The sequence below is a fragment of the Flagellimonas aquimarina genome (assembly GCF_003149745.1).
Lineage (GTDB): Bacteria > Bacteroidota > Bacteroidia > Flavobacteriales > Flavobacteriaceae > Flagellimonas > Flagellimonas aquimarina.
Window position 1 is genome coordinate 465,705 of sequence record NZ_QGEG01000002.1, and the last position, 24,107, is coordinate 489,811.

General features: G+C 40.1%; 12 protein-coding genes, 1 tRNA gene and 1 pseudogene. 10 read left to right on the top strand and 4 right to left on the bottom strand.

What is annotated here, in order from left to right:
• Positions 1 to 16: 16 nt before the first annotated feature.
• Complete coding sequence (locus tag DKG77_RS08930; protein ID WP_243414894.1) at positions 17 to 2,977, bottom strand: SusC/RagA family TonB-linked outer membrane protein; 2,961 nt, start codon at positions 2,975 to 2,977, stop codon at positions 17 to 19.
• 212 nt (positions 2,978 to 3,189) lie between these two features.
• On the opposite strand from DKG77_RS08930, the gene DKG77_RS08935 reads away from it, so the two are divergent.
• The gene (locus DKG77_RS08935) at positions 3,190 to 3,936 is read left to right on the top strand and encodes a DeoR/GlpR family DNA-binding transcription regulator (RefSeq protein ID WP_109662295.1); all 747 of its coding nucleotides are present in this window, start codon (positions 3,190 to 3,192) and stop codon (positions 3,934 to 3,936) included.
• Between the two features lie 39 nt (positions 3,937 to 3,975).
• On the opposite strand, the gene nagB is transcribed toward DKG77_RS08935, so the two are convergent.
• Positions 3,976 to 5,916: a glucosamine-6-phosphate deaminase gene (gene nagB, locus DKG77_RS08940; RefSeq protein ID WP_109662296.1), complete on the bottom strand. Its 1,941-nt coding sequence runs from the start codon at positions 5,914 to 5,916 to the stop codon at positions 3,976 to 3,978.
• A gap of 192 nt (positions 5,917 to 6,108) precedes the next feature.
• Here nagB and DKG77_RS08945 point away from each other — a divergent pair, with 192 nt between their 5' ends.
• Both DKG77_RS08945 and DKG77_RS08950 read left to right on the top strand, forming a co-directional pair.
• Positions 6,109 to 6,858, top strand: a complete 750-nt coding sequence (locus tag DKG77_RS08945) for a DeoR/GlpR family DNA-binding transcription regulator (RefSeq protein ID WP_109662298.1) — start codon at positions 6,109 to 6,111, stop codon at positions 6,856 to 6,858.
• Between the two features lie 5 nt (positions 6,859 to 6,863).
• Entirely contained in the window at positions 6,864 to 7,673 is an 810-nt protein-coding gene (locus tag DKG77_RS08950) for an N-acetylmuramic acid 6-phosphate etherase (RefSeq protein WP_109663697.1), read from the top strand.
• Between the two features lie 19 nt (positions 7,674 to 7,692).
• Here DKG77_RS08950 and DKG77_RS08955 read toward each other — a convergent pair whose 3' ends face one another.
• A complete protein-coding gene (locus tag DKG77_RS08955; protein ID WP_109662300.1) occupies positions 7,693 to 8,811 on the bottom strand; it encodes a PQQ-dependent sugar dehydrogenase in 1,119 nt (372 codons plus the stop codon).
• Between the two features lie 146 nt (positions 8,812 to 8,957).
• On the opposite strand from DKG77_RS08955, the gene DKG77_RS08960 reads away from it, so the two are divergent.
• From DKG77_RS08960 to DKG77_RS17130, 4 genes are all read left to right on the top strand, one after another.
• The gene (locus tag DKG77_RS08960) at positions 8,958 to 17,270 is read left to right on the top strand and encodes a T9SS type B sorting domain-containing protein (protein ID WP_109662302.1); all 8,313 of its coding nucleotides are present in this window, start codon (positions 8,958 to 8,960) and stop codon (positions 17,268 to 17,270) included.
• 211 nt (positions 17,271 to 17,481) lie between these two features.
• Positions 17,482 to 17,781 (top strand): hypothetical protein, encoded by a 300-nt coding sequence (locus DKG77_RS08965; protein WP_109662304.1) that lies wholly within the window; start codon positions 17,482 to 17,484, stop codon positions 17,779 to 17,781.
• A gap of 88 nt (positions 17,782 to 17,869) precedes the next feature.
• A tRNA-Pro gene (locus tag DKG77_RS08970) sits at positions 17,870 to 17,943 on the top strand.
• A gap of 376 nt (positions 17,944 to 18,319) precedes the next feature.
• Positions 18,320 to 18,727: an HYC_CC_PP family protein gene (locus DKG77_RS17130; RefSeq protein WP_417935470.1), complete on the top strand. Its 408-nt coding sequence runs from the start codon at positions 18,320 to 18,322 to the stop codon at positions 18,725 to 18,727.
• Here the strand turns inward: DKG77_RS17130 and DKG77_RS17275 are convergent.
• Positions 18,674 to 18,841 (bottom strand): annotated as a pseudogene (locus DKG77_RS17275) (hypothetical protein); the annotation flags it as partial. The gene DKG77_RS17130 and the pseudogene DKG77_RS17275 overlap by 54 nt on opposite strands.
• On the opposite strand from DKG77_RS17275, the gene DKG77_RS08985 reads away from it, so the two are divergent.
• Genes DKG77_RS08985 through DKG77_RS08995 form a run of 3 tightly spaced genes read left to right on the top strand, consistent with a single transcriptional unit; the run spans position 18,833 to position 24,098 of the window.
• Complete coding sequence (locus DKG77_RS08985; RefSeq protein WP_109662309.1) at positions 18,833 to 22,603, top strand: efflux RND transporter permease subunit; 3,771 nt, start codon at positions 18,833 to 18,835, stop codon at positions 22,601 to 22,603. The pseudogene DKG77_RS17275 and the gene DKG77_RS08985 overlap by 9 nt on opposite strands.
• Entirely contained in the window at positions 22,600 to 23,817 is a 1,218-nt protein-coding gene (locus DKG77_RS08990; RefSeq protein ID WP_109663699.1) for a TolC family protein, read from the top strand. Before DKG77_RS08985 ends, DKG77_RS08990 begins: the two co-directional genes overlap by 4 nt.
• 11 nt (positions 23,818 to 23,828) lie before the next feature.
• On the top strand, positions 23,829 to 24,098 hold the full coding sequence (locus DKG77_RS08995) for a heavy metal-binding domain-containing protein (RefSeq protein ID WP_109662310.1): 270 nt from the start codon (positions 23,829 to 23,831) through the stop codon (positions 24,096 to 24,098).
• Positions 24,099 to 24,107: the final 9 nt, after the last annotated feature.

Below are 24,107 nucleotides of genomic sequence, written 5' to 3' on the forward strand. Positions count from 1 at the left end.
TTAGCTTTTTTTTTGATTAGAAACTAACATTGATTCCTAGTTGATATGTTCTTGGAATAGGAACTCCGGCAAAGTCAAACCCTCTTACTCCGTTGCTCTGTCCCGCGGTGTTTATTTCCGGATCCCATCCAGAATAATCGTCCCATGAGATTAGATTTCTTCCAACTAAACTCACTTCAACGTTGTCTATTCCATCAAAAGGAGGTTTAAAACCATAGCTGATGGCAAGTTCTCTTAGTTTTACAAAGGAACCATCTTCCACAAACTCTTCAAAGATACCGGCTTGTGCTCCACCAAAGCCTTTAGGTCTGTTTCCTAAAAGTTCTTGTCCAACGTTGTAGCCACCTCCAAAAATCACATTATCCAAAAGTCTTCTGTTCCAGTTGAACACATCAAAACCTTGAACGGCATCCAATTGAATTCTTAGTTTAAAGTTTTTATAAGCGAATTCATTGATCAATGATCCAAACCAATCTGGATTAGGATCCCCTATTACTTTAGAGCTTTGACCATCTGGAGTGGTGCCTCTAAAAGGATATCCATCCGCATCCAGAGAAATGCTTCCGTCTGCTTCCCGAGCATAGAATTGTCTAAAAAATACACCCAAAGGCTCACCTTCTATAACAAAATTGGTCGCAAAACTGCCGGCAAGTGAAAACTGCCCTCCGCCTGCTACTCGGGTCACGGTATTGTCATTTTGCGAGAAAGTCGCCGTGATGTCCCATGAAAAATCATTAGATTTAATAGGAGCACCTTTTAGTAAGATTTCTATACCCTTGTTTTCTAAATCCCCAACATTTTCAATTCTAGAACCAAACCCGGTTGAAGGTGCCAATTCTCTTGGCAATAAGAGATCGGTTACATCTTGTTTATAATATGTAAACTCAATACCGAGCCTATTGTTAAGGAATCCTGCATCAAAACCAAATTCAATTTCTTCTTGTCTTTCTGGTGCTATGTCCAAGTCGCCTTGTTGCGTTCCAGGAATTAGACCAGGAGAACCATTTATTGAAGAAGGGTTTAAAGTTGTGAATCTTTGGAAAGCTGAAAGAGCGGTAAGGTTGCCTGCCTGCCCCCATGAGCCTCTTAACTTGAACGTATTAAAAGCATCTCCAAAAGTGTCTTCCCAAAAATCCTCTTCAGATATTACATATGACAAACTGGCCTTGGCATACAATTGGTTTCTTTCATCTTCACCAAATGTTGATGCCCCATCTAATCTGATGGCTCCATTAAGGTATAGTTTGTCTTTATAACCAAATGATTGCTGTAAAAAAGAGCCCCAATACGATATTTGTGAACGTGTTTCTCCTTGGGCTAAAATACTGCCGTCAGAAGCAATTTCCACTATTGGTGCCAATCCATCAGCTTCAATACCAATTCTTTCAAACTCCTCGTACTGCCATGAACCCCCTAAAGTGGTTGTGGACTCAATGTCCTCATTGATTGGGGTTTGATATGTAAGCGTTAAATCACTGTTGTATTGAAAATTATTAATATCTGCCCTTCTGGAAAAACCATTACCGTTAGGAGAGGTATTGTTAATTGGTATGAAAGCTGTGGCCGATTGATTATAAAAATCAAGTCCTAGAAGATAACTAGCCCGCAGTTTTTCAGTAATCCTTGCATTTAAACCAACACTTGTAATTATCCTATTCACTTTTTGACCAAAATCGAAACGGTTTACCGCTTCAGCGGGATTTGTGCGTGGTACCAAAAGTGAGGTTACTGGGTAAACTCCAGAATCATCTGGGGCTGGGTTTATGGAATTATCACTAAAAACAAAACCCGTTATGGCTCCGTAAGCTGCATTAATACCGCCATTTGGAATATCACTACTAACACTTCTGGTAAAATTAAGACCGGCGTTTATATCTAACCAATCGAAAGCCTTTTGGGTAATGTTTGTTTTGAATCCGATTCGTTGAAAATCCGTGTTTTTAATAATTCCTTCATTGTCCAGAAAGGACCCAGAAATGTAATATGATGTTTTTTCATTACCACCATTTACGGATAGGAAATTCTCAATACCAAAACCTGTTTCGAAAAACTCATCTTGTAGATTGAATCGATCAACCGCTACGGTCTCAAGGTTATCACGATCAAAAGGATCTACCCAGGCCAACGGTACCGTATTGTAATCTATTTCGTTTCTGAGTTCATTGATTCTTACGTTGGTGGAAAAAGTAAATTTGGGGTCTCCAGACTTTCCTCTTTTGGTAAAGATTTGAACCACACCATTACTTGCCCTTGAACCATATATTGCTGCGGCAGCCGCACCTTTTATGATTTCTATGCGTTCTATATCATTTGGGTTCAAATCCACCAATCTATTTTGGGAATTCCCGCCCAAGTCAACCAAGTTGTTGCTATTACTGGAATTACTGATTATAATTCCATCCACTATATAGAGTGGGTCTGAGTTTCCTAAAACTGTACTTGGACCTCTAAGGCGAATACTTATACCACCTGCAGGGTCACCAGAATTCTGTTGTACCAGAGCTCCTGAGATTTTACCAGAGATTGCCTGATCCACGGCAATGGCTCCATTATTGACCAAGTCTTCTGCTTTTACCGAGGAAATGGCATTACCTAAAGTACGTTTGTTTACACCCGCGGGATTACCGGTTACCACTACTTCATCGAGATTTAAAAGGTCTTCAGAAAGAGTAAAATTGTTGGTTATGTCACCACCGGAATAGCTCAAACTTATTTTTTCTGTTGAATACCCCAAGTAACTCGCAACAAGTACGTAGTCTGCCTGTTGCAGGTTAACTTGAAAGCTGTAGTTACCATCGAAATCGGTTACAGCTCCGTAAGAAGTGTTTTCAATGAAGACGGAAACACCGGGAATAGGCGTTCCGCTCCTACTATCTGTTACTGCTCCAGAGAAGGAGCCTGAATTTTGGGAAAATGCACTGGTACTTAGGACCATGCACACCAAAAACAGTAATTGGCGCAAATTTTTTCCAATCATAAAGTTAATTTTTTCCATTTAGTGTTGGAGTTAGTTACTAATTCAAGTTCTCGTTATACTTAATTATTGTAGAGTTCATATCAAAAATATGCAAATAATCGAAAATCTTGCAATGTTTTGCAATATTTTTTGTTGAATATATTTGGACAAGCCATTTTTTGCATTATTTTTCCATAATTTTTAAACTTTTACATTTGCTTAAATAACAAACCATGCTGAAGGAAGAACGTCATCAGGTTATACTGAATGAGGTGAGAATACATAACAAAGTTTTGCTGACAGACATCGCCGAGTTGGTAAAAGTCTCACCAGATACTGTGCGAAGAGACATCAAAGAACTACATGATGCCAATAAGCTAAAACGCGTTCATGGAGGTGCAATCTCATTGGGGTTTAATCATTACAATTATGCCAATCGTGAGATTTATTCATTGGAGAAAAAGTCAAGAATAGCCGAAAAGGCGGTTTCTTTGTTAAAGGATGGTCAGGTTGTTCTGCTCAGTGGAGGTACAACAAACCTTGAAATAGCCAGACTGATTCCACCATATCTTAAAATAACCTGTTTTACCCCTAGTTTGCCCATCGCCGTTCAATTGTTACCAAAACCAAATATCGAAATCATATTTATTGGTGGAAAGATCAATAAGGATTCACAAATTACTATTGGCGGTGGCCCAATTGGGGTTTTATCTGAATTGAAAGCTGATATCTGTTTTTTGGGTGTTAATAGTATTCATCCATCTGATGGGGTTACAGAATTCGATTGGGAAATTGTTCAAGTCAAAAAGGCGATGATAAATGCATCAAAAAAGGTAATAGTCCCATCAATATTTGAGAAAATCAATTCGGTTCAACGCTATAAAATCTGTGATGTTGGGTCTATTGATTTGCTAATTACAGAATTGGATAAAAATGACCCTCTATTAAAACCTTATAGAAAGAATTTAGCATTGTTGTAAAAGAAGGGTGGTCGTTGATAGCCTCCCTTCTTTTAATGTTTATTTAAATTTATAGCGAACAAAACCTTCCATAGCTTCATATTCTGCCATACCCAGCTGATTATATTTTATTGCTGTTTCCGTATTTCGTTGCTCGGCTCGTTGCCAAAATTCACGTTGATCATTACCTGGGAACATTGCAGCATCTTTTTGAGATTGGTGCTTAAAAATGGCATTTTTCTTTCGTTCCATATCTTTTGGGCCAACGGGCACAGCCATTTCCATATCTGCAATATCCCATTCTTGCCATGCACCGCGGTACAACCAAAGATAGCAGTCATCAATCCAGTCAGCCTTCTCCTTAACTAATCGGTCAACTGCTTCATATATTATCTGAAGACATACCCTGTGTGTTCCATGGGGGTCAGAAAGATCTCCTGCTGCAAATATCTGATGTGGTTTTATCTCATTCAGCAGGTCATAGGTCAATTGAACGTCTTGTTCTGAATGTGGCTTTTTCTTTACAGTACCGGTTTCATAAAACGGCAGATTTTGAAAATGAGCATTTTTTTCGTCCACTCCACAATATCTGCAAGCTGCCAGAGCTTCACCTTTTCTAATAAAACCTTTGATTTTTTGAATTTCTGGGCTGTCTACTTGACCTGGAGTTTTTGAGCTTAAGAACTGTCTGGCATCCAGTAATTTTTTCTCCAGTTCCTTGTTGTCGTCTTGTACATCGGTGGCAAAATCCAAAAACCGAATCACCTCGTCATCAAAAACCGCTATGTTTCCTGAAGTCTGATAGGCTATATGAACCTCGTGTCCCTGATCTACTAAACGCAATAGTGTTCCTCCCATGGATATTACATCATCATCTGGATGAGGACTAAAGATTAATGAACGTTTAGGGTATGGATCCTTTCTTTCTGGACGTTGGCTGTCATCTGTATTTGGTTTTCCTCCAGGCCAACCGGTAATAGTTCTTTGGAGCTCATTGAAGACCTTAAGGTTTATATGCTCGGCAGAACCTATTTCTGCCACCAAACTACCCATCCCATATTCGTTGTAGTGCTCATTGGTAAGCTTCAAAATCGCTTTGTCCAATTTTTCAGAAAGCCATAAGGTTGCTTTTTTTATTAATTTATCATTCCAATCGCATTCGCTTACAAGCCAAGGGGTATTTATTCGTGTTAATGAAGAAGCTGCTGCGGAATCTAAAATAAATTCGCAGTTCTCATGGTGTTGCAGAAACGTTGCGGGAATACTCTCTCTAATCCTTCCTTCAACAGATTGCTCTATAATGCTTGCTTTTCCCTCGCCCCATGCCATTAAAATTATTCTTTTGGCGTCCATTATGGTTCCTACACCCATGGTAATTGCTTTTGTTGGAACGTTTTCCAGTCCAAAGAAATCACTGGCGGCATCTAATCTTGTTACTCTGTCTAGGCGCACCAAACGTGTTTTACTCTTTAAGGATGATCCTGGTTCGTTAAAGCCAATATGACCCGTTCGTCCAATACCCAATATTTGAATATCTATACCACCCGCTTGCACTATTTTTTCTTCGTAGGCATTACAAAAATCACGTACGTCTTCCTTGTCCAAAGTTCCATCAGGGATATGTATGTTTTTCTTTTTAATGTCGATATGATCAAAAAGATGTTCGTTCATAAAGCGAACATAGCTGTGAATTGAATCTGACTTCATTGGATAGTATTCATCCAAATTGAAAGTGATTACATTTTTAAAACTTAAACCTTCTTCTTTGTGGAATTTTGCTAAGTAATCATAGACTTTGGTAGGTGTAGAACCTGTAGCAAGACCTAAAACCACATTTTTACCTTGTTTTTGACGCTGCCTGATCAGTTGGGCAATCTCATTGGCAACCCAAAAGGATGCATCCTGAGAGTTTCCATGTATTTGCGTTTCTATTTTTTCAAATTTTTTGGACTCATGGTCATTTGGGTAATCCAATGTTTTAACTTTTGCTACTTGCGACATAGGTGAACAGTTTTAACTTCTGAATGACAAATGTAGTAAAAAAATATCATTTTTGCTGTTTATTGCTGTAATTAATGCTTTTATATGCAATTATTAACCTTTTAGTAACATTTTGTACATAAAAACGGAATAAAATGGCATGACTAATATTTTCATATATTTGCCCCAGTTACATGTATTAATGTATCATTTATGTTGAAAGAAGAACGACAACATGTTATTTTAAATGAAGTAGCACTCCATAACAAGGTGCTTTTGACTGATATTGCCGAAATGCTTGATGTTTCAATAGACACTATAAGAAGGGACGTAAAAGAACTTGATAGCGAAAACAAGCTACGAAAAGTGCATGGAGGTGCCGTTTCTTTAGGTTTTACCAACTCAACAGTAAGAAATACCAACATCTATGCTCTTGAAGAAAAGAAGAAAATTGCGGAAAAGGCCGTGATGATGCTCAAGGAAGGGGGAGTTGTGTTTATTGATGGGGGCACAACTTGTCTTGAATTGACCAGACAAATTCCCGAGTCAATTAAATTGACCTGTTTTACCATGAGCCTTCCTGTTGCGATGGAATTACTTGCAAAGCCGAATGTTAAAGTTATTTTTATAGGCGGTGAGATTTCGCCAGATTCGCAAATAGCGATTGGCCCAAGTACAATTCGTCAATTAACGGAGATTAGAGTGGACTATAGTTTTATAGGAACTGGTTATGTAGATTCATTGTTTGGACTAACCGAATTTGATTGGGATATTGTGCAAGTTAAAAAGGCAATAATTAAGGCTTCCAAAAAAACTGTACTTTTGTCGATATCCGAAAAATTAAATTCCCAACACAGATATAAAACTTGTGATATCAATGCCATTAATACGATGATAACGGAATTGGATCCCAACAATAACCTTTTAAACCTCTTTAGAAACCAAGAGATTCATCTTTTGTAATGGAAATGAATTATAAGAAAATTACAGAAAATCCTTCAAATTATGACAATTTGGAGCAAATGGATACCAGTACCATTTTAGAGAGTATCAATAAAGAAGATAAGAAAATAGCAGATTCTGTTGCACTGGTAATACCACAAATAACAAAACTTGTGGATTTGGCAGCGGAACGTTTTCTGGATGGTGGTAGACTGTTTTACATTGGCGCCGGAACTAGTGGGCGTTTAGGAATTTTAGATGCTTCCGAAATACCTCCAACTTATGGTATGCCTTATAATAGAGTCATTGGCCTAATAGCTGGTGGGGATGCCGCCATAAGAAAAGCCGTTGAGTTTGCAGAAGACAGCACAGAACAAGCATGGAAAGACTTGAAGAAATTTGATGTCAATAAGAAAGACGTTGTAATAGGTATTGCGGCATCCGGAACAACACCATACGTTTTAGGCGGAATTAGAGAAGCCAAGGAGCATGGATTATTGACAGCTGGTATTACTAACAATCCAGGCTCACCTTTAGCTGTTGAATCTGATATCCCCATGGAGATTGAAGTGGGTCCAGAATTTGTTACAGGAAGTACTCGCATGAAAAGTGGAACAAGCCAAAAGCTTGTCTTGAACATGATTTCTACCGCCTTGATGATAAAGATCGGCAGGGTAAAAGGAAACAAGATGGTCAATATGCAGTTAAGCAATACAAAGTTGGTAGATCGCGGTACACGGTATTTAGTGGAAGAACTTGGATTGGACTACAGCGATGCGGAAAAAGCATTGAAAAAATATGGCTCTGTAAAACGTGCTATAGAAGAAATGAAGTAATTCATTGGTGGTTTGAACTTTACTTAGGTACCAATCTAAAAATTCCTTTTCCTTCGATACCGACATAAATAAAACCATCTGGAGCTTGTCGAACATTTCTAACTCTACCCATACCGTCCAGTAGTTTTTCGCGGTAGGTTATTTTGTTGTTTTCAATGATCATTCGCTCCAAATACTGAAAAGCTAAAGAGCCTACAAGCAGATTGCCTTTCCAATTTGGATATTTATCAGAAGTTACGAAAGTCATCCCGCTAGGAGCAATGGAAGGTGTCCATTGGTAAATAGGTTGTTCCATGCCTGACCTTGCGGTTTCATCCGTAATTTTAGTGCCACTATAGTTGATTCCATAGGTAATTAAGGGCCATCCGTAGTTTTTTCCTTTTTGAACAATATTGATTTCATCTCCTCCTCTAGGGCCATGTTCATGCTCCCATAACGCTCCGGTTTCTGGATGTTTGGCCAACCCCTGTGGATTGCGGTGGCCATAACTATAAACGGCCGTTTTGGCTCCTGTTGATGTTAGAAAGGGATTGTCTTTTGGAATGCTACCATCATCATTGATCCTATATATTTTGCCACCATCTTTAGTAATATCTTGAGGATTAACATCTCTATTTCCTCTATCACCAACGGAAAAGTATAAGAATCCATCGTTATCAAACTCTAGCCGAGAACCAAAATGTTGTCCTTTAGTTGTATTGGGGGCAGCTTTATAAAGCAATTCCTTTTCCGTAAGTGAGTTTTTTGACAGTTTGGCCCGCATTATAGCCGTATTTCCTCCCTTGCCATTACCATTTGAAGAAACATAGGATAGGTAGAGCCATCCATTTTCATCATGGTTGGGATGCAATTCAATATCTAAAAACCCTCCTTGCCCTCGCAAATACACTTGAGGAACATTGGCTACTTCAGTAGTCCTTCCATTGCTATATTGAAGTAGTTTTCCAGACTTTTCGGTAATTAGAATCCTACCATTTGGAAGAAATACCATGCCCCAAGGGTTTTGAATACCCGAAACTACGAGTTCAGCAGTAAAATCAGCCTGTTTGGGAAGATTTATGCCCTTATCAGAATTTTGGGCACAAGATGAAGTAAGCATTACAACGAAAAAATAAGGAAGTATCGCACTTTTTTTCATAATTTGTCGTTGAAATAATAGATTTTATAGACGAACTACGGCTTATTATAGTCGAAAGATAAAAGAAAAATATAAGTTTAGATAATTACAATCATAGAATATAAGGTCCCAAATCCGAACTATTCTGCTATAACAAGACTTAACCTATGCTCCCTCAAAAAACAAGGCATTTGCTATATGCCGTGTTGTTGGTGTTCATATCAATATGTTGTTCCACGGTACTAGCAAAAACAGAGGTCAACAAGATACTTACCAATATAGTATCTGCTGTTGTTGAACCCACCTCTGAAAAAACTTCGGAAATTTCAAAAGCTGATATTTCTTCGGACAAAACTCAGGTTTTTAGTTCCGCAAGTATGTTCATGACCATCATCCAAGGCGCCAATGAAGAAGTTGTTTGCCCTAATGACGGTAGTACCTTGGCAAAATTTTTCTTGTGCGGTACCAGTGATATTAGAACCCTTACCCTTAGCCAATCTGGTGGTAGCTATGAATGGCAGAAATTAGACCCAAATACATGTGCACCTACCGTGGTTGATGATTGTCCAACGATTAACGGAGCATGTACATGGAATACTGTTGGTACCGGGGCTACCTATAGCCTTGATTCTGCTGGGGAGTTTAGGGTACGTGTGGATTCTGGTCAGTTCTTTTACTTTAAATCGACACTAAATCCGCTTGACCCACAATTGATCAAGGAAGACATTATATGTGGAAACCCTGGTAGGGTAGAGGTTACCAATGTACCAGCGGGTTATGAGTACAGTTTAAACAATTCTGGAGGTCCTTACCAAGACGACCCTTTCTTTGATATTACAACTCCTGGAAACTATATAGTTTGGGTACGTTTAAAAAATGTATCCGCAAGTGCATGTTTATTCCCATCTAACACAGTTAACATTCAAAACTTGGATATAACGGTAGATGTTACCGCCAATGATATATTATGTAGTAGTGAGTTAGGTAGCATAGATGTTCAAGTTTCTGGAGTTCCAGGTTTTTACACTTACCGTTTGATAAAAAATGGAGTGACAGTCGATACCTTTGGTCCAAACGGATTGGATGCTTACACTTTTGCAAATGTAAGCCCTGGTGTATATAGTATTAGGGTAGATACAAATGATTGTTCTGAAACGGTTACTACGGATACCGGTGGAGCGACTATTGAAATAGGAAATGGAATAAGTCCTTTGGATGTTTCCGCAACGGCCTCTGCTAGTTTTGGTTGTGGCGCTGCTTCTGTTGATGTGGATTTAACCACTTCTGGAGGTACCGCACCTTATCGTTTTAGTGTTGATGGAGGTCCTTTTGGACCAACATATACTGGTACCACCTCTTTTACAGTCACCACGGCTGCCACGTATGCAATTTTGGTAGAAGATGCCAATGGTTGTCAAAGAAGTGCTTCGGTAAACGTTCCGGATATTCCTCCTCCAATTTTCAATATCACTGAAGAAGATGCCAATTGTGGAGGATCAAATAATGGTAGAATTACAGTAAATGTAACCAACGGTTTTGGATATGAGATAGAATATAGCAACGATAATGGGGCTAGCTATCAAACCAGTAATGTGTTCTCCAATTTGGCACCTGGTACATATGACATTGTTCTAAGGTATGAACAGGATTCTTTCAGCTGTACTACAACTCCAATTGTTGGGACAATCGGCACCCCTTCCAATATTACTGCTACGGCAACACCAGATACGGTTCCAACCTGTGCAAATGAAAATGGAGGACAAATAACTATTTCCGGAGTTTCTGGAGGAACTGGCCCATATGAATATAGTGTCGGGGCAGGATTTGGCGCCAGTCCAGTTTTTGCCAGTTTAGGGGTAGGAACCTATACTCCATTAATTAGAGATGCCAATGGTTGCGTTCAGCCTTTACCAGATATTGTTTTTAATACCCTTGACAAACCTACAGATATTGCATTTACCATCTCTAGTTTGGATTGTATTACTACTACAGCCTCTGTTGGATTAGTTATTACAGGTGGAACAGGACCTTACAATCATGAAATCATTGCTCCAGCCGCCAGTGCAGTAAACAATGGAACAAACAGCACATTTACAGGATTGGGACTTGGAACATATACGTTTAGAGTAACAGATAACGAAGGATGTTCTTATGATGAGAATTACGCTATAACCGATATTAGTTCAATAGGAGTTCAGGCACAACAAACCAGAGTTGTTACCTGTGTTGGCGATACTGATGGGGAGGGTCGTTTCTTAGTTGATGGATTTAATACTACTTATAGCTACGATATAGACGGCGGAACATTGTTTACCGGTCAAAATAGTGGAATTATACCATTGGTAGGACTAGCTGCAGGAAGTTATTTAATTACGGTTACAGATGAAGACACTAATTGTACCGATACTTCCACACTTGTAATTGAAGAACCTTCAACAGCCTTCGCCATTTCTAGTTTGGATGTGACCGACATGAGTTGTCAAAACGGGAACATTGGTGCCGTCAGAGTTAATACTGTTGGTGGATGGGGTGGTAACAGATATACGTTGACCCAACCAGATAGTTCTACAAGGGGACCTAAAAATGGAAGTGTCTTTTCCAACCTTTCTCAAGATGGGTTGTACCAGGTAAGTGTTACCGATGCAAACGGTTGTACCGTAACTGATAGCTTTACACTTACTATCCTGCAAGCTCCAACATTGACATTGGACGTAGGGGCCTCAGATTTTTGTTATGACAATTTTACTGCCGCAACTTTAGTGGTAAACGCTACGGCAGGTACTGCCCCATATCAATATAGAATTAATGGAGGTGCATTGGGTGCAAGCAATAGTTTTTCCGGTCTTACACCAGGAAACTATAGCATAGAAGTAGTGGATGCAAACGATTGTAGAGATACGGTCACAGCAACTATTGAACCCCAAGTAACAGCGCTTGCAACAACAATTCAAGAATTGGATTGTGCTGGTCCCCCTGCACAAATTCAAGTAAATATTAGCAATGGATATACTTCTGGGGGTAACTATGACATTTACGAAGTACAGATAAACGGAGGTGGTTATTCATCGGACAACAATAACATTACAGGAAATTCCTTTATCTATAGCATTCCTAATGATGGCTCAATTACTACTGATACTACTTATCAGTTCTTGATTACAGACAGCCAAGGATGTACTACCGAATCTAACATTGTAACCATTACACCTCCTGAAACCATAGCAGGTTCAGTTGTTGGAACTGACACGCAATGTGGCGACGCTACAAGTGGAATAGTGGAGGTCATTGCCGATACCTCGCAAGGCATTCCCCCATACGAATATAGTAATGACAATGGGGCGACGTTTAGTTCTCAAAATATTTTTTCTGGTTATGGTCCAGGAACCCATGGAGGATTTATTGTTAGAGACAGTAGGGGTTGTGTAAGTCCAGCTTACAGTGTAACTATTGCGGCAAGTGCTCCATTGGATGCAACAGCAACTCCCTCACCTGCGGTATGTGGGGCTCCAAATGTACTTGGTTCAATTTCTACTACAATAAATAATGGTGTTGCTCCTTTTGATTATGTGTTGTTAGATGTTGCAGGTAACCTTGTTGCTTCTTCAATGGGAACTGGAAGTACAACAGTTAACTTTCCAAACCTTCCAGTGGGGAATTACACCATTGTAACCACAGATGCCCAAGGGTGTGAGGATAGGGATGACGTTATAATTGACCAAAACACCTTGGATTTAATTCCGCTGGATGCGCCACCTGCTATATGTTCAGGTGCTGCCTTTACATACAGAGTGCAAGCAGTAGGAGGTACGGCACCTTACGAATTTAGGTTGGTTGGAGACCCAATCTTTAATCCAGCTACTTCTGGTGGAGACACTTATGATTTCACCGGTCAAGTAACCTTCGGGGTCACCTATTTTGTTGAGGTAAGAGACGCCAATGGTTGTACTTATATAGAAGAAATTGACCCCATCACAGCTCCAAACCCAGTAACGGTGACGGCTACCGCTACCACAGCTTCTTGTAACGTAGCTGGTAGTGGAGGAATAGATTATGAAGTTTCCGGCATTTCTTCCAATCCAGGAGATTTCACCGTAACACTCGAAAATACTGATACAGGCGCCATTATTTCAGGGCCTACTCCACGAACAAATGAACCTATTCCGTTTAACGATACGTTTACAGGATTGGCGCCGGGCAACTACCAAATTATTGTAACAGATGACAATACCGGTTGTACCTCAAGCACCTTGGTGTTTATTGGTTTTAGTTCACCTTCAATCGTTGTTGATAACAATGTGGAGGCCACCTGTAATGCCGGGGCATTTGTTACGGTGAGAGGTTTTGGTGGAACTGCACCTTTTGGGTATGCTTATGTTCCAAATGGCGATCCAGCACCAACAGTATTCAGTGCGGATACTACATTTGAAATACCAGGACCTTATCCTACAGATTATGATTTTTATGTTCAAGATGCCAACGGGTGTACAGCTTTGGTAACAGAAACGGTAACGCAAGAAGCTGGAATTCCAACCCCAGCAATCGATGTTATCAATCAATGTACCGCCACAAGCGGATACCAAATAGATGTAACCGCTCCTCTATCAACCGGTTCAGGTTTACCAGAGGAAACGTTTATTTATGATATTGGAAGTGGGTTTCAGAGCAGTGTCAATTTTGTAGTACCAAATCCAGGAAGCTATGTGATAACGATACGGGATGGTAACGGATGTACAGATACTATCACGGCAGATGTGTTTGATTTCTTTGCCATTAGTGCAGATGCAACTTCATTCCCAACTTGTAATGCGGGTGATGGTGAAATAACGGTGAATACAACTGGTGGTAGCGGCAATTTTGAATTTCAGCTTAGGGATGCTGGAACATTGGCTAACATAGGACCTGCCCAGAGTTCAAACACGTTTAGCAGTGTATTGCCAGGTGATTATAACATTTTGGTTACAGATTTAAGTTCTAACACATTGCCATTATGTTCAGATGAAGCTATTGTTAATGTTTCTACAGTAAACACACCAGTTATTACAGCTACACCAAGCATTGATATCACTTGTAACGGAGCTGATAATGGAACAATTATAGTTGAATTACAGCCAGGTAGTGATACAGATACCCCGCTTAACTATATTTTATATGATGGTGCCAGTGCAACAATAATTGCTGGGCCTCAACCATCTCCAGTATTCGATAATTTAGCACCGGATACGTATCAGGTAGAGGTGGTTTCAGATAGGGGTTGCACAGATCGTTCTGGAAACATACTTGTAGATGAACCAACATTATTACAAGTAAATGCCATCAATACCGAGTTTAGTTGTAACCCATCTAGTAATCAATTCAGTACTGCAATCATTACTATTTTTACGGATACCAATGGTGATGGATCAGGGGCCGCCACAGGAACAGGTCCATACACATATAGCATGAACGATGGTACACCACAATTTGATGGAACCAACTTTCAAACAAGCAATACTTTTGAAGTAATAGACAATGGTGTCAATCAAAGTATTACTCTTACCGCTAGAGATCAGAATGGTTGTGAAGAAATGACGACGGTAAATATAAATACCCCTACAGACATTACATTTAGTTATAATGTAAGTCAAATTACGTGTGATGCTTCTGGTGCAGGGGTAAGTCCTGGTTCCATTACTATCATTGTAAATGAAGGTGCTGGAAATTACGAAGTTGAGATTTTGCCTTTAGGTTCAGAACCGGCAAGAAGTTCTTCAGGTACGGACCGTGTAGTTTGGCCAATTTCCACACCTGGTGATTATATTTTTGCGGTTACTGATGTTGGGAACGGAGGTTGTTCTTACCTAACAGCCACGGTTAACATGCCAGAGTACAATAACATAGAGGCCGTAATAGCTGAGGTAAGACCGGTTACTTGTTTTAATGGTAATGATGGAGAAATCAGTTTAGAAATCAATAATTATAGTGGTACGTACAATTACGAAGTTTTCTCAAGAGATAACCTAGGAGTTGAAACTACTACCGGCGTAACCGGAAGTTTTGATACCAATGCACCAATCAATAGCCCAGAAATCATAACTGGTCTGCCAGCTGGCAATCTAATTGTTTATGTGGAAGCTTTGGATACTCCTTTCTGCGATGTAGCAAGTAATGTTGTCACAGTAAGATCTCCAGATAGAGCACTTACGGTTACTGCAATTCAAACCTCAGAGGTTACCTGTAATGTTCCAGGACTTGGTGAGATCACGGCCACAGGAGATGGTGGTTGGGGAACTTATGAATATCAGTTGATTGCCCCTGATGGCACCACTATTTTGGTTGATTACCCAAATACAAACCCAATATTTCAGGATTTGTCCACAGGAAATTATACGGTAAATATTAGGGATTTTAGAGGTTGTGAAGAATCCACTTCAATAAACCTTCCATTACCTACACCAATATCTGCGGATATTCAAGTGGTGAGTCCCTTAGCATGTAATAATGATAATGATGGTATTATTGAAGCATATAATATTTTAGGAGGCCAAGGAGCTGGTAACTATCTGTATCAGTTAAACAGAATCACAGACGGTACCAATAGTGGTCTTCAAACAACTCCAACATTTGCTAATTTATCTGCAGGACAATATACTATTACCATTTTTGATGGATGGAACTGTAGCTTTACAACAATTCCCATAACCATTCAAGATCCTGAAATTGTAATTGCTGAACTGGTCGAGCTTCAGCCACCTGGTTGTGGTGATTTGGGAAGAATGGGGCTTAGCGTGACTAATCCAGAAGTTGGGGTAGATTATTTTTACCGTAGATCTGGCACAGCCGACCCATTTACACCCTTTGGAGCTGGTATGACCAGTATAGAAATTACTGTGGATATTACAATTGACCCAGGACCATTCCAATATGAAGTTCAAAACTCCAATGGATGTCCTTTTGAGAGTTCCAATCAAATTTCCTTAGATCCTGCAGCACCATTGGTCATTGCTTTAGATCTAACAAATGCAACAATTAATTGTGCTGGTGAGGCTACAGGAATTATACGTTCAGAAGCATTTGGAGGAATAGGGAGCTATGTGTACACTCTTTTAAATTCTAACACTCCGCCAAATCCAACGGTCGCAAATACAGTAAGACCGGCGCAGAGTTCAGGTATCTTCAGAAATCTAAACCCAGGCACATATTATGTATATGCACAAAGTGGTGGTTGTGAAGCAATATCTACACCAATCGTTATAGAACCAAAACCACCCTTGGTCTTGGATTACTTAGAAGCCGTTCCGGTTGTATGTCATGGCGACAGTAACGGACAGATTATAATAGAAGCCAGCGGGGGTACTGGAGCAATTAGATATTCAATATCAGATACACTAAGCGAATTTTTTGAAGGAGATGATCCTGTTAACCCGAATAGGAAAACATTTAATGATTTGTCTCCAAGAACCTATGATGTAATTATTCAAGACGATCTAGGTTGTACCATAACAAGAACAGTAGAAATAACACAACCTATGGAACTGTTGGCAGGTATAGCTGCCACCACCCCAGAAATATGTTTAGGTGACATGGACGGAACATTGACTTTAGACGTTACTGGAGGTACAGCACCTTATTACACTAGTGTAAATTCTGCTGATGATGCGGATTTTGTCCAGAATGACACAATGTTTTTTGATGGTCTTCAAGGAGGAGAAACCTATGTAATCTTTATTAGGGATGCAAATGGCTGTCAAACAAATATCACTGCTGATATTGGATTAGGCATAGAACTTATGGCAGAACCAATAGTTGAATATGGTTGTGACGGTATTTTCCCAAATAGTACGGCTACTGTTTCAATTACAGATAGTTCGCTATTGCCAAATCTCATGTTTTCACTGGATGTAGATGATATTCAATTGGCAAGCGATCAGAGGGTGTTCGGAGACCTGCCACCGGGTGATCATACAGTTTACATTTACCATCAAAATGGATGTGTGACTTTTGTGGAATTTGAAATAGACGCATATGAACCATTGATCCTGGAGGCAGAAAAAATAGGTCCCAACGAAATTAAGGCAATAGCCAGTGGTGGATTTGGAGGATATGAGTATTTCTTCCAAGGAGAATCATTTGGGGAGTTAAATGTCTTTACAATTAATCAGGATGCCAACATCAATATAATGGTGAGAGATCAAAACGGCTGTGTGGCTAATTTGGTAATGCCATTTGATTTTGATGGAATGCCAGAGATTCCAAATTTTTTCACCCCTGATGGAGATAATCTTAATGATTATTGGAGACTTGGCAATAGCAGTTTCTTCCCAAATCTGGAAGTGAAAATTTACGATCGTTATGGTCGGGTAGTAGCTATACTGGACCAAGTTAAGGGATGGGACGGTACTTACGAAGGTAATGAACTACCCACTGGAGACTACTGGTATGTTGTCAATGCAAATGACAGAGATAAGCAACAATATGTAGGGCATTTTACACTTTACAGGTAAGTTATTATAATCGTTTTTTGAGTATATTTACAAGTGTACTGTAGTTTTATTATTTGAATTTGTATAATCTAACCAATAGATTTAATTCTCCTAAAGAAGCAATAGTTCATTTAAAGAAATATAAAGCTCTGTCTTAATGGGTTGTTCTAGAGACTATATATTAGAACTGCATCTATGAAGTTTATGGGCTAATTCTTAAACGTGCTCATTAATGGATAAAAACAAATCTACACCAGTTCCCTCCTTTTTTTTAACCTACGAATCTGAAAACCTTGACTATTCTGTATTTCAATTGAATCTTTACCTAAATGGGTATAGTGAGGTAGACAAGCCATACAAAATAGACTACAATACCTTATTGATGAGCTATCATCTATGGAAGGGAAAAAATTTGGATGAGTTTTGCCAAAATCAGACACTAGGGTATTTTTTACTTAATCCGGCCAATGATTCAGCAGAAGCAAGGGAAGCTTTTTGCATTGAAATCCGCGAATTCCTTTCGGGGGTTTAAAAAATCTGGAACCTGCAATTTAGATTGTTTAATTGATGAAAATTCAAACGTCGTTTTCATTTAAATTTATATTTTTGCAATCCATTTTCGGGATGTAGCGCAGCCCGGTAGCGCACACGCCTGGGGGGCGTGGGGTCGCAGGTTCAAATCCTGTCATCCCGACTTTTAATATTTAAACCTTGACAATCAATTGATTGTCAAGGTTTTGTATTTTAAAAATAAAATATAAATTAGTACAAATTAGTCTAAATAATACAATGAACGTGACGAAAACGGTTGCTTATTTTGCTAAACACCTACTATGTTGGGTTTAGTACTAATAGGTTTTCGGGTAACCATGATTTGAACCTACAGAATTAAATCATTCTCAAAGCTATGACTTTTAAATATAAGTTCAATTAATGGTAGAATTGATTTCATCCTTATACATTTTAACTATGTGCCAGAGTGTTCCAAAAATTGTTCGTTTTACGGGACACTTTCTAAACTTCTGTTAAACCAAGCAATAATTGTTTACATTTTGTAGTTTTGTAGTGAAATGAAGGACATTTTACGTCAAATTCTGTCATCAATGCTGACCCTATTGGTCTTGTTGTCAACGGTTTCATGGACCGTGGATAAGCACCTATGTATGGGTAAAGTGGTGGATGTGGCATTCTTCGCAAATGCAAAAACATGCGGTATGGAGATTGATTCCGATGGCATGGAAACAGAATTTGAAAAGTCCTGTTGCGATGAAGTTTCATTTACCATGCAAGGTCAGGAAGATTTAAAAACCTCTTTTTTCGACCTGGACCTTAAGCAACAAGTGTTTTTAGTTAGCTTTACCTATTCCTACATCAACTTGTTCCAAGATGTAGAAACGGTTACAACTTCTTTTATTGGGCACCTGCCGCCCTTGCTCGATAAGGACTATCAAGTTCTTTACGAGACTTTTTTGATTTGATGTACTAGATATTCGAAGTGATCCCATACAGGTTTCTGTTTTGGGCTCAATGTGCTGTTTATACTTATCCGCACATCTACTGTAAATATCTAATACATTAAAACAATGCTGAATAAAGCGATAAAATTCTTAATCGAAAATAAACTGGTAGCGGTTCTATTACTGGCCCTATTTGTGGGGTGGGGTATTGTACACGCTCCCTTTAAATGGGACATCGGTTTTCTACCAAGTGATCCAGTGGCAGTAGATGCCATTCCGGATATAGGGGAGAACCAACAAATTGTCTTTACCAAATGGGACGGTCGCTCACCACAGGATATTGAAGATCAGATTACCTATCCTTTGACCACCTCCCTTCTTGGAATTCCTGGGGTCAAGACCATCCGAAGTTCCTCCATGTTCGGATTTTCCAGTATCTACATCATTTTTGAAGAGGATGTGGAATTCTACTGGTCAAGAAGCCGAATTCTAGAAAAACTGAACTCCTTGCCCGCTGGATTGCTGCCAAATGGTGTGAATCCATCCCTAGGACCTGATGCTACGGGTTTGGGACAGATTTTCTGGTACACATTGGAGGGACGTGATGAAGATGGCAATGTTACCGGAGGATGGGACTTGCACGAACTACGTAGCATTCAAGATTACTATGTAAAGTATGCGCTGTCCTCGGCAAGAGGTGTTTCTGAGGTAGCTTCTATTGGAGGTTATGTCCAGGAATATCAAATCGATGTGGACCCTGAGCTGATGCGCCAATACAATATCCAGCTGGGGGATGTGGTAAAAGCCGTAAAGCAATCCAATCAAGACATTGGAGCCCAGACTTTGGAAATCAATCAGGCAGAGTATCTGGTTCGTGGATTAGGCTACGTAAAATCCATTGCGGATATTGAGAATGCAGTAGTAGATGTTGAAAACTATACTTCTATTCGTATAAAGGATGTGGCCAGGGTGCATCTGGGTCCGGCCACAAGACGAGGGATGTTAGACAAAGAGGGAGCCGAAGTCGTAGGTGGTGTTGTGGTTGCAAGATACGGTGCAAATCCATTGGATGTCATAAATAGTGTTAAGGAAAAAATAGGGGAACTTTCATCAGGACTGCCAACAAAGGAATTGGTTGATGGGCGTACTTCTCAAGTAACCATTGTTCCCTTTTATGACCGCACTGAATTGATTCAAGAGACATTAGGGACACTCAATGAAGCTTTGACCCTTGAAATTCTTATAACGGTGCTTGTCATTATAGTAATGGTATTCAACTTACGAGCTTCTATTTTAATTTCTGGCTTGCTACCTGTAGCTGTTTTAATGGTATTTATCTCGATGAAACTTTTTGGTGTGGATGCGAACATCGTTGCCCTCTCCGGTATTGCAATTGCAATTGGTACAATGGTGGATGTTGGGGTCATATTATCCGAAAATATCATTAGACATCTTGATGAAAACCAAGAGCGGAATGGCAATGAACAACTTACAATCAATAATGTGGTGTACAATGCCACTACCGAAGTTTCAGGGGCAATCCTGACCGCTGTATTGACAACTATCATCAGTTTTATTCCTGTATTTACAATGATAGGTGCCGAAGGAAAGTTGTTTCGGCCGTTGGCATTTACCAAGACCATGGCCCTTACAGCTTCGATTATTGTTGCACTCTTTTTAATACCCCCTTTTGCTGCCATTTTCTTTAAAAGGAAAAGAAGCAAAAGTATAATAGGTTATGTTTTTAGTGCTGCCCTTATCATAGCAGGTCTTGTGGCCGTAGTTTATGGATATTGGATTGGGTTAGTATTGATGGCTTTTGGAACCATAAGACCTTTAAAGAACCCTGAACTAGCTTCACGCCTATTCAACGGATATACACTTTCAGGAAAACAGGTGACCCGTTTGAACATCGTTATTTCAGTTTCGGCAATAATTTTCCTTTTGGCTACCTATTGGAGACCTTTGGGCTTTGACCGAAGTATTATAATGAACTTACTTTTTGTAAGTGTTATTTGTTTTGGATTATTAGGAACGTTTTGGGCATTCCGAAATTATTACACCAGGATTCTTCAATGGGCATTATGCAATAAAATACTTTTCCTATCAATACCCACTACAATACTGATTCTTGGTGTATTGATAATGAGAAATACAGGCAAGGAGTTTATGCCCGCACTCAATGAAGGTTCATTTCTTTTGATGCCTACCTCATTACCACATTCCGGGGTGGAAGAGAACAAACGAGTGTTGCAGCAATTGGACATGGCGGTTGCCAGTATTCCAGAAATCGAAACGGTGGTTGGGAAATCGGGTAGGACGGAATCCGCCCTGGACCCAGCACCCCTTTCCATGTATGAAAACATGATACAATATCGTGCGGAATACGAATTGAACGCTGATAGCGAACCCCAACGTTTTAGAACTGATGATGAGGGGTATTTCGTGCTGAAAAATGGGAAAAAAGTTGCAAATCCCAACTTGAGCGGAAATGTCACCTCGAGCGAAGTCGAGAGGTCTTTCTCCAGTATCGACAGAAATTTACTCATTGAAGATAACGATGGGGAGTACTACCGAAATTGGCGACCAGAAATTAAATCCCCGGATGATATTTGGAATGAAATCGTAAGAGTGACGAAGCTTCCCGGGGTGACATCCGCACCCAAATTGCAACCCATCGAGACCCGTTTGGTCATGCTACAAACTGGAATGCGTGCGCCAATGGGTATCAAGGTAAAAGGCCAGGAATTAAAGGAAATTGAGGCGTTCGGTCTACAATTGGAAAACATTTTAAAAACAGCCGATGGTGTTAAAGAACAGGCGGTTTTTGCAGACCGTATTGTTGGAAAACCCTATCTGCTCATTGATATTGACAGGGAAAAACTTGCACGCTATGGGGTCACGGTCGAAGAAGTACAAAGGGTTATTTCCATCGCAGTAGGCGGAATGCCATTGACCCAAACGGTTGAAGGTAGGGAACGCTATGCAGTTCGGGTGCGCTATCCTAGGGAACTACGTAACAATCCCGATGATTTGAACAATATCTACGTGCCGATTTCCAAGGGAGGCCCCGTACCACTAAGTGAATTGGTTACCATGCGATACGAACAGGGTCCGCAGGTTATCAAAAGTGAGGACACCTTTTTGGTGGGCTATGTATTGTTCGACAAGTTGGACGGCTTTGCCGAAGTGAACGTGGTAGAGAACGCCCAGGCAGCTATTCAAGCCAAGATTGACAATGGTGAGCTTATTGTGCCCAAGGGAATCAACTATGCTTTCACAGGAACCTATGAAAATCAGTTGCGAGCTGAAAAAACTTTGTCTGTCGTTGTGCCATTGGCACTCATCATTATCTTTTTGATATTGTATTTCCAATTTAGAAGTGTTGCCACTTCCTTTATGGTCTTTTCAGGTATTGCTGTTGCCTTTGCAGGTGGATTCATTATGATTTGGCTCTACGGACAAGATTGGTTTTTCAATTTCAATCTTTTTGGTGAAAACTGGCGAGACCTTTTTCAGATGCAAACTATCAATCTAAGCGTTGCCGTCTGGGTAGGTTTTATAGCACTCTTTGGAATTGCCACGGACGATGGCGTAGTCATGGCAACTTATCTTACCCAAACTTTTGATAGAAATAGACCAATGGACTTAAAAGAGGTTCACGATTCTGTTATCGAAGCGGGCGAAAAACGTATTAGGCCTTGTTTGATGACGACGGCAACAACCATATTGGCGTTGCTCCCAATACTGACTTCCACAGGACGTGGAAGTGATATTATGATACCAATGGCCATTCCAAGTTTTGGCGGAATGCTCATTGCGCTCATTACCCTTTTTGTTGTTCCGGTATTGTTTGGTTGGCGAAAAGAAGTTCAACTCAAAAAAGCAAACAAATGAAAAAAGTAAAAATCATGATCGGCATTTTGTTTGTTTCCGCTTTGGGGAATGCACAAGGGTTGCAGTCCTATATTAATGAAGCCCAGGTAAACAACTCAAATATTCAAGCATATGAAGTTCGATATAACATTGCCCAGGAGAAGGTGAACGAGGCCAATTGGCTTCCCAATACCGAATTCGGAGCTGGGTATTTTGTAAGTGAACCCGAGACAAGAACGGGGGCCCAAGTAGCCCGATTTTCGGCCAAACAAATGCTGCCCTGGTTTGGTACGGTTTCCACTCGTCAAAAGTATGCCACAGCCATGGCTGAAACAGACTATGTGGATTACGTTGTTGCCAAACGAAAGTTGGCCTTGTCCGTGACACAGTCCTATTACAAGCTGTACAGCCTAAAGGCCAAGCAAGGTGTGTTGGACAAGAACATTCAATTGCTCAAAACCTACGAAACCTTGGCATTGACCTCAGTGGAAGTAGGCAAGGCAAGTGCAGTGGATGTTTTGCGATTGCAAATTCGCCAGAACGAACTGCAGCAGCAAAAGGAAATCTTACAGGAGCAGTTTGTGGCGGAACAAGCCAATTTCAATGCGTTGTTGAATCGGGATACCGGTTTGGCCGTTGAAGTGGTCGAGGCAGTAAATATTCCCGAAAATGACCCTGTGATTATTGATAGCTTACAGTTAAACCCTGAGCTCCTACGTTTTGACAAAATGTATGAGTCGGTGACCCAAGCAGAATCGGTCAATCAAAAAGAGGGTGCACCCATGCTTGGTTTTGGGCTGGACTATGTTCCTGTACAAGAGCGACCCAATATGACTTTCAGTGATAATGGTAAAGACATCGTAATGCCGATGGTGTCACTGTCCATTCCAATTTTCAACAAACGGTACGATTCCAGAACCAAACAGAATGAACTCCGCAAACAAGAAATTGAATTCCAAAAGCAGGAAAGATTCAATGTCCTGGAGTCGGCTTTGGCAAAAGCCATATCAATCCGTAATGAAGCCCGCATTGCTTTTAACACCCAGGCTAAAAATTTGAGACAGGCCGAAGACGCGGAGCAAATCCTGATAAAGAATTATGAAACTGGCACCATTGATTTCAATGATGTGCTGGATATTCAAGAACTCCAACTAAAATTTCAATTAAATCAAATCCGATCGGTGCAACTGTACTACATGCAATCTGCACTCATCAATTATTTAATAAACAAGTAAATCTGATAATAATGAACACGAGAATCAAAACATTTTTAGCGATCACCTTGCTTGCAACACTATTACTTTCTGTATCGTGCAAGGGCAAAACGGAGCAAAACACCGAGGCCAATACCGAGCAAATTGAAACAAACGAAAAGCAGGGCAAGGAATATACATCTGCATATGTGTGCCCAATGCACTGCGAAGGTAGTGGCAGTGACACCGAAGGCACTTGCCCTAAATGCGGTATGGACTATGTGGCCAACGTAGAACATCAAAATGATGGGCATACCCATTAAAAAGTAAAC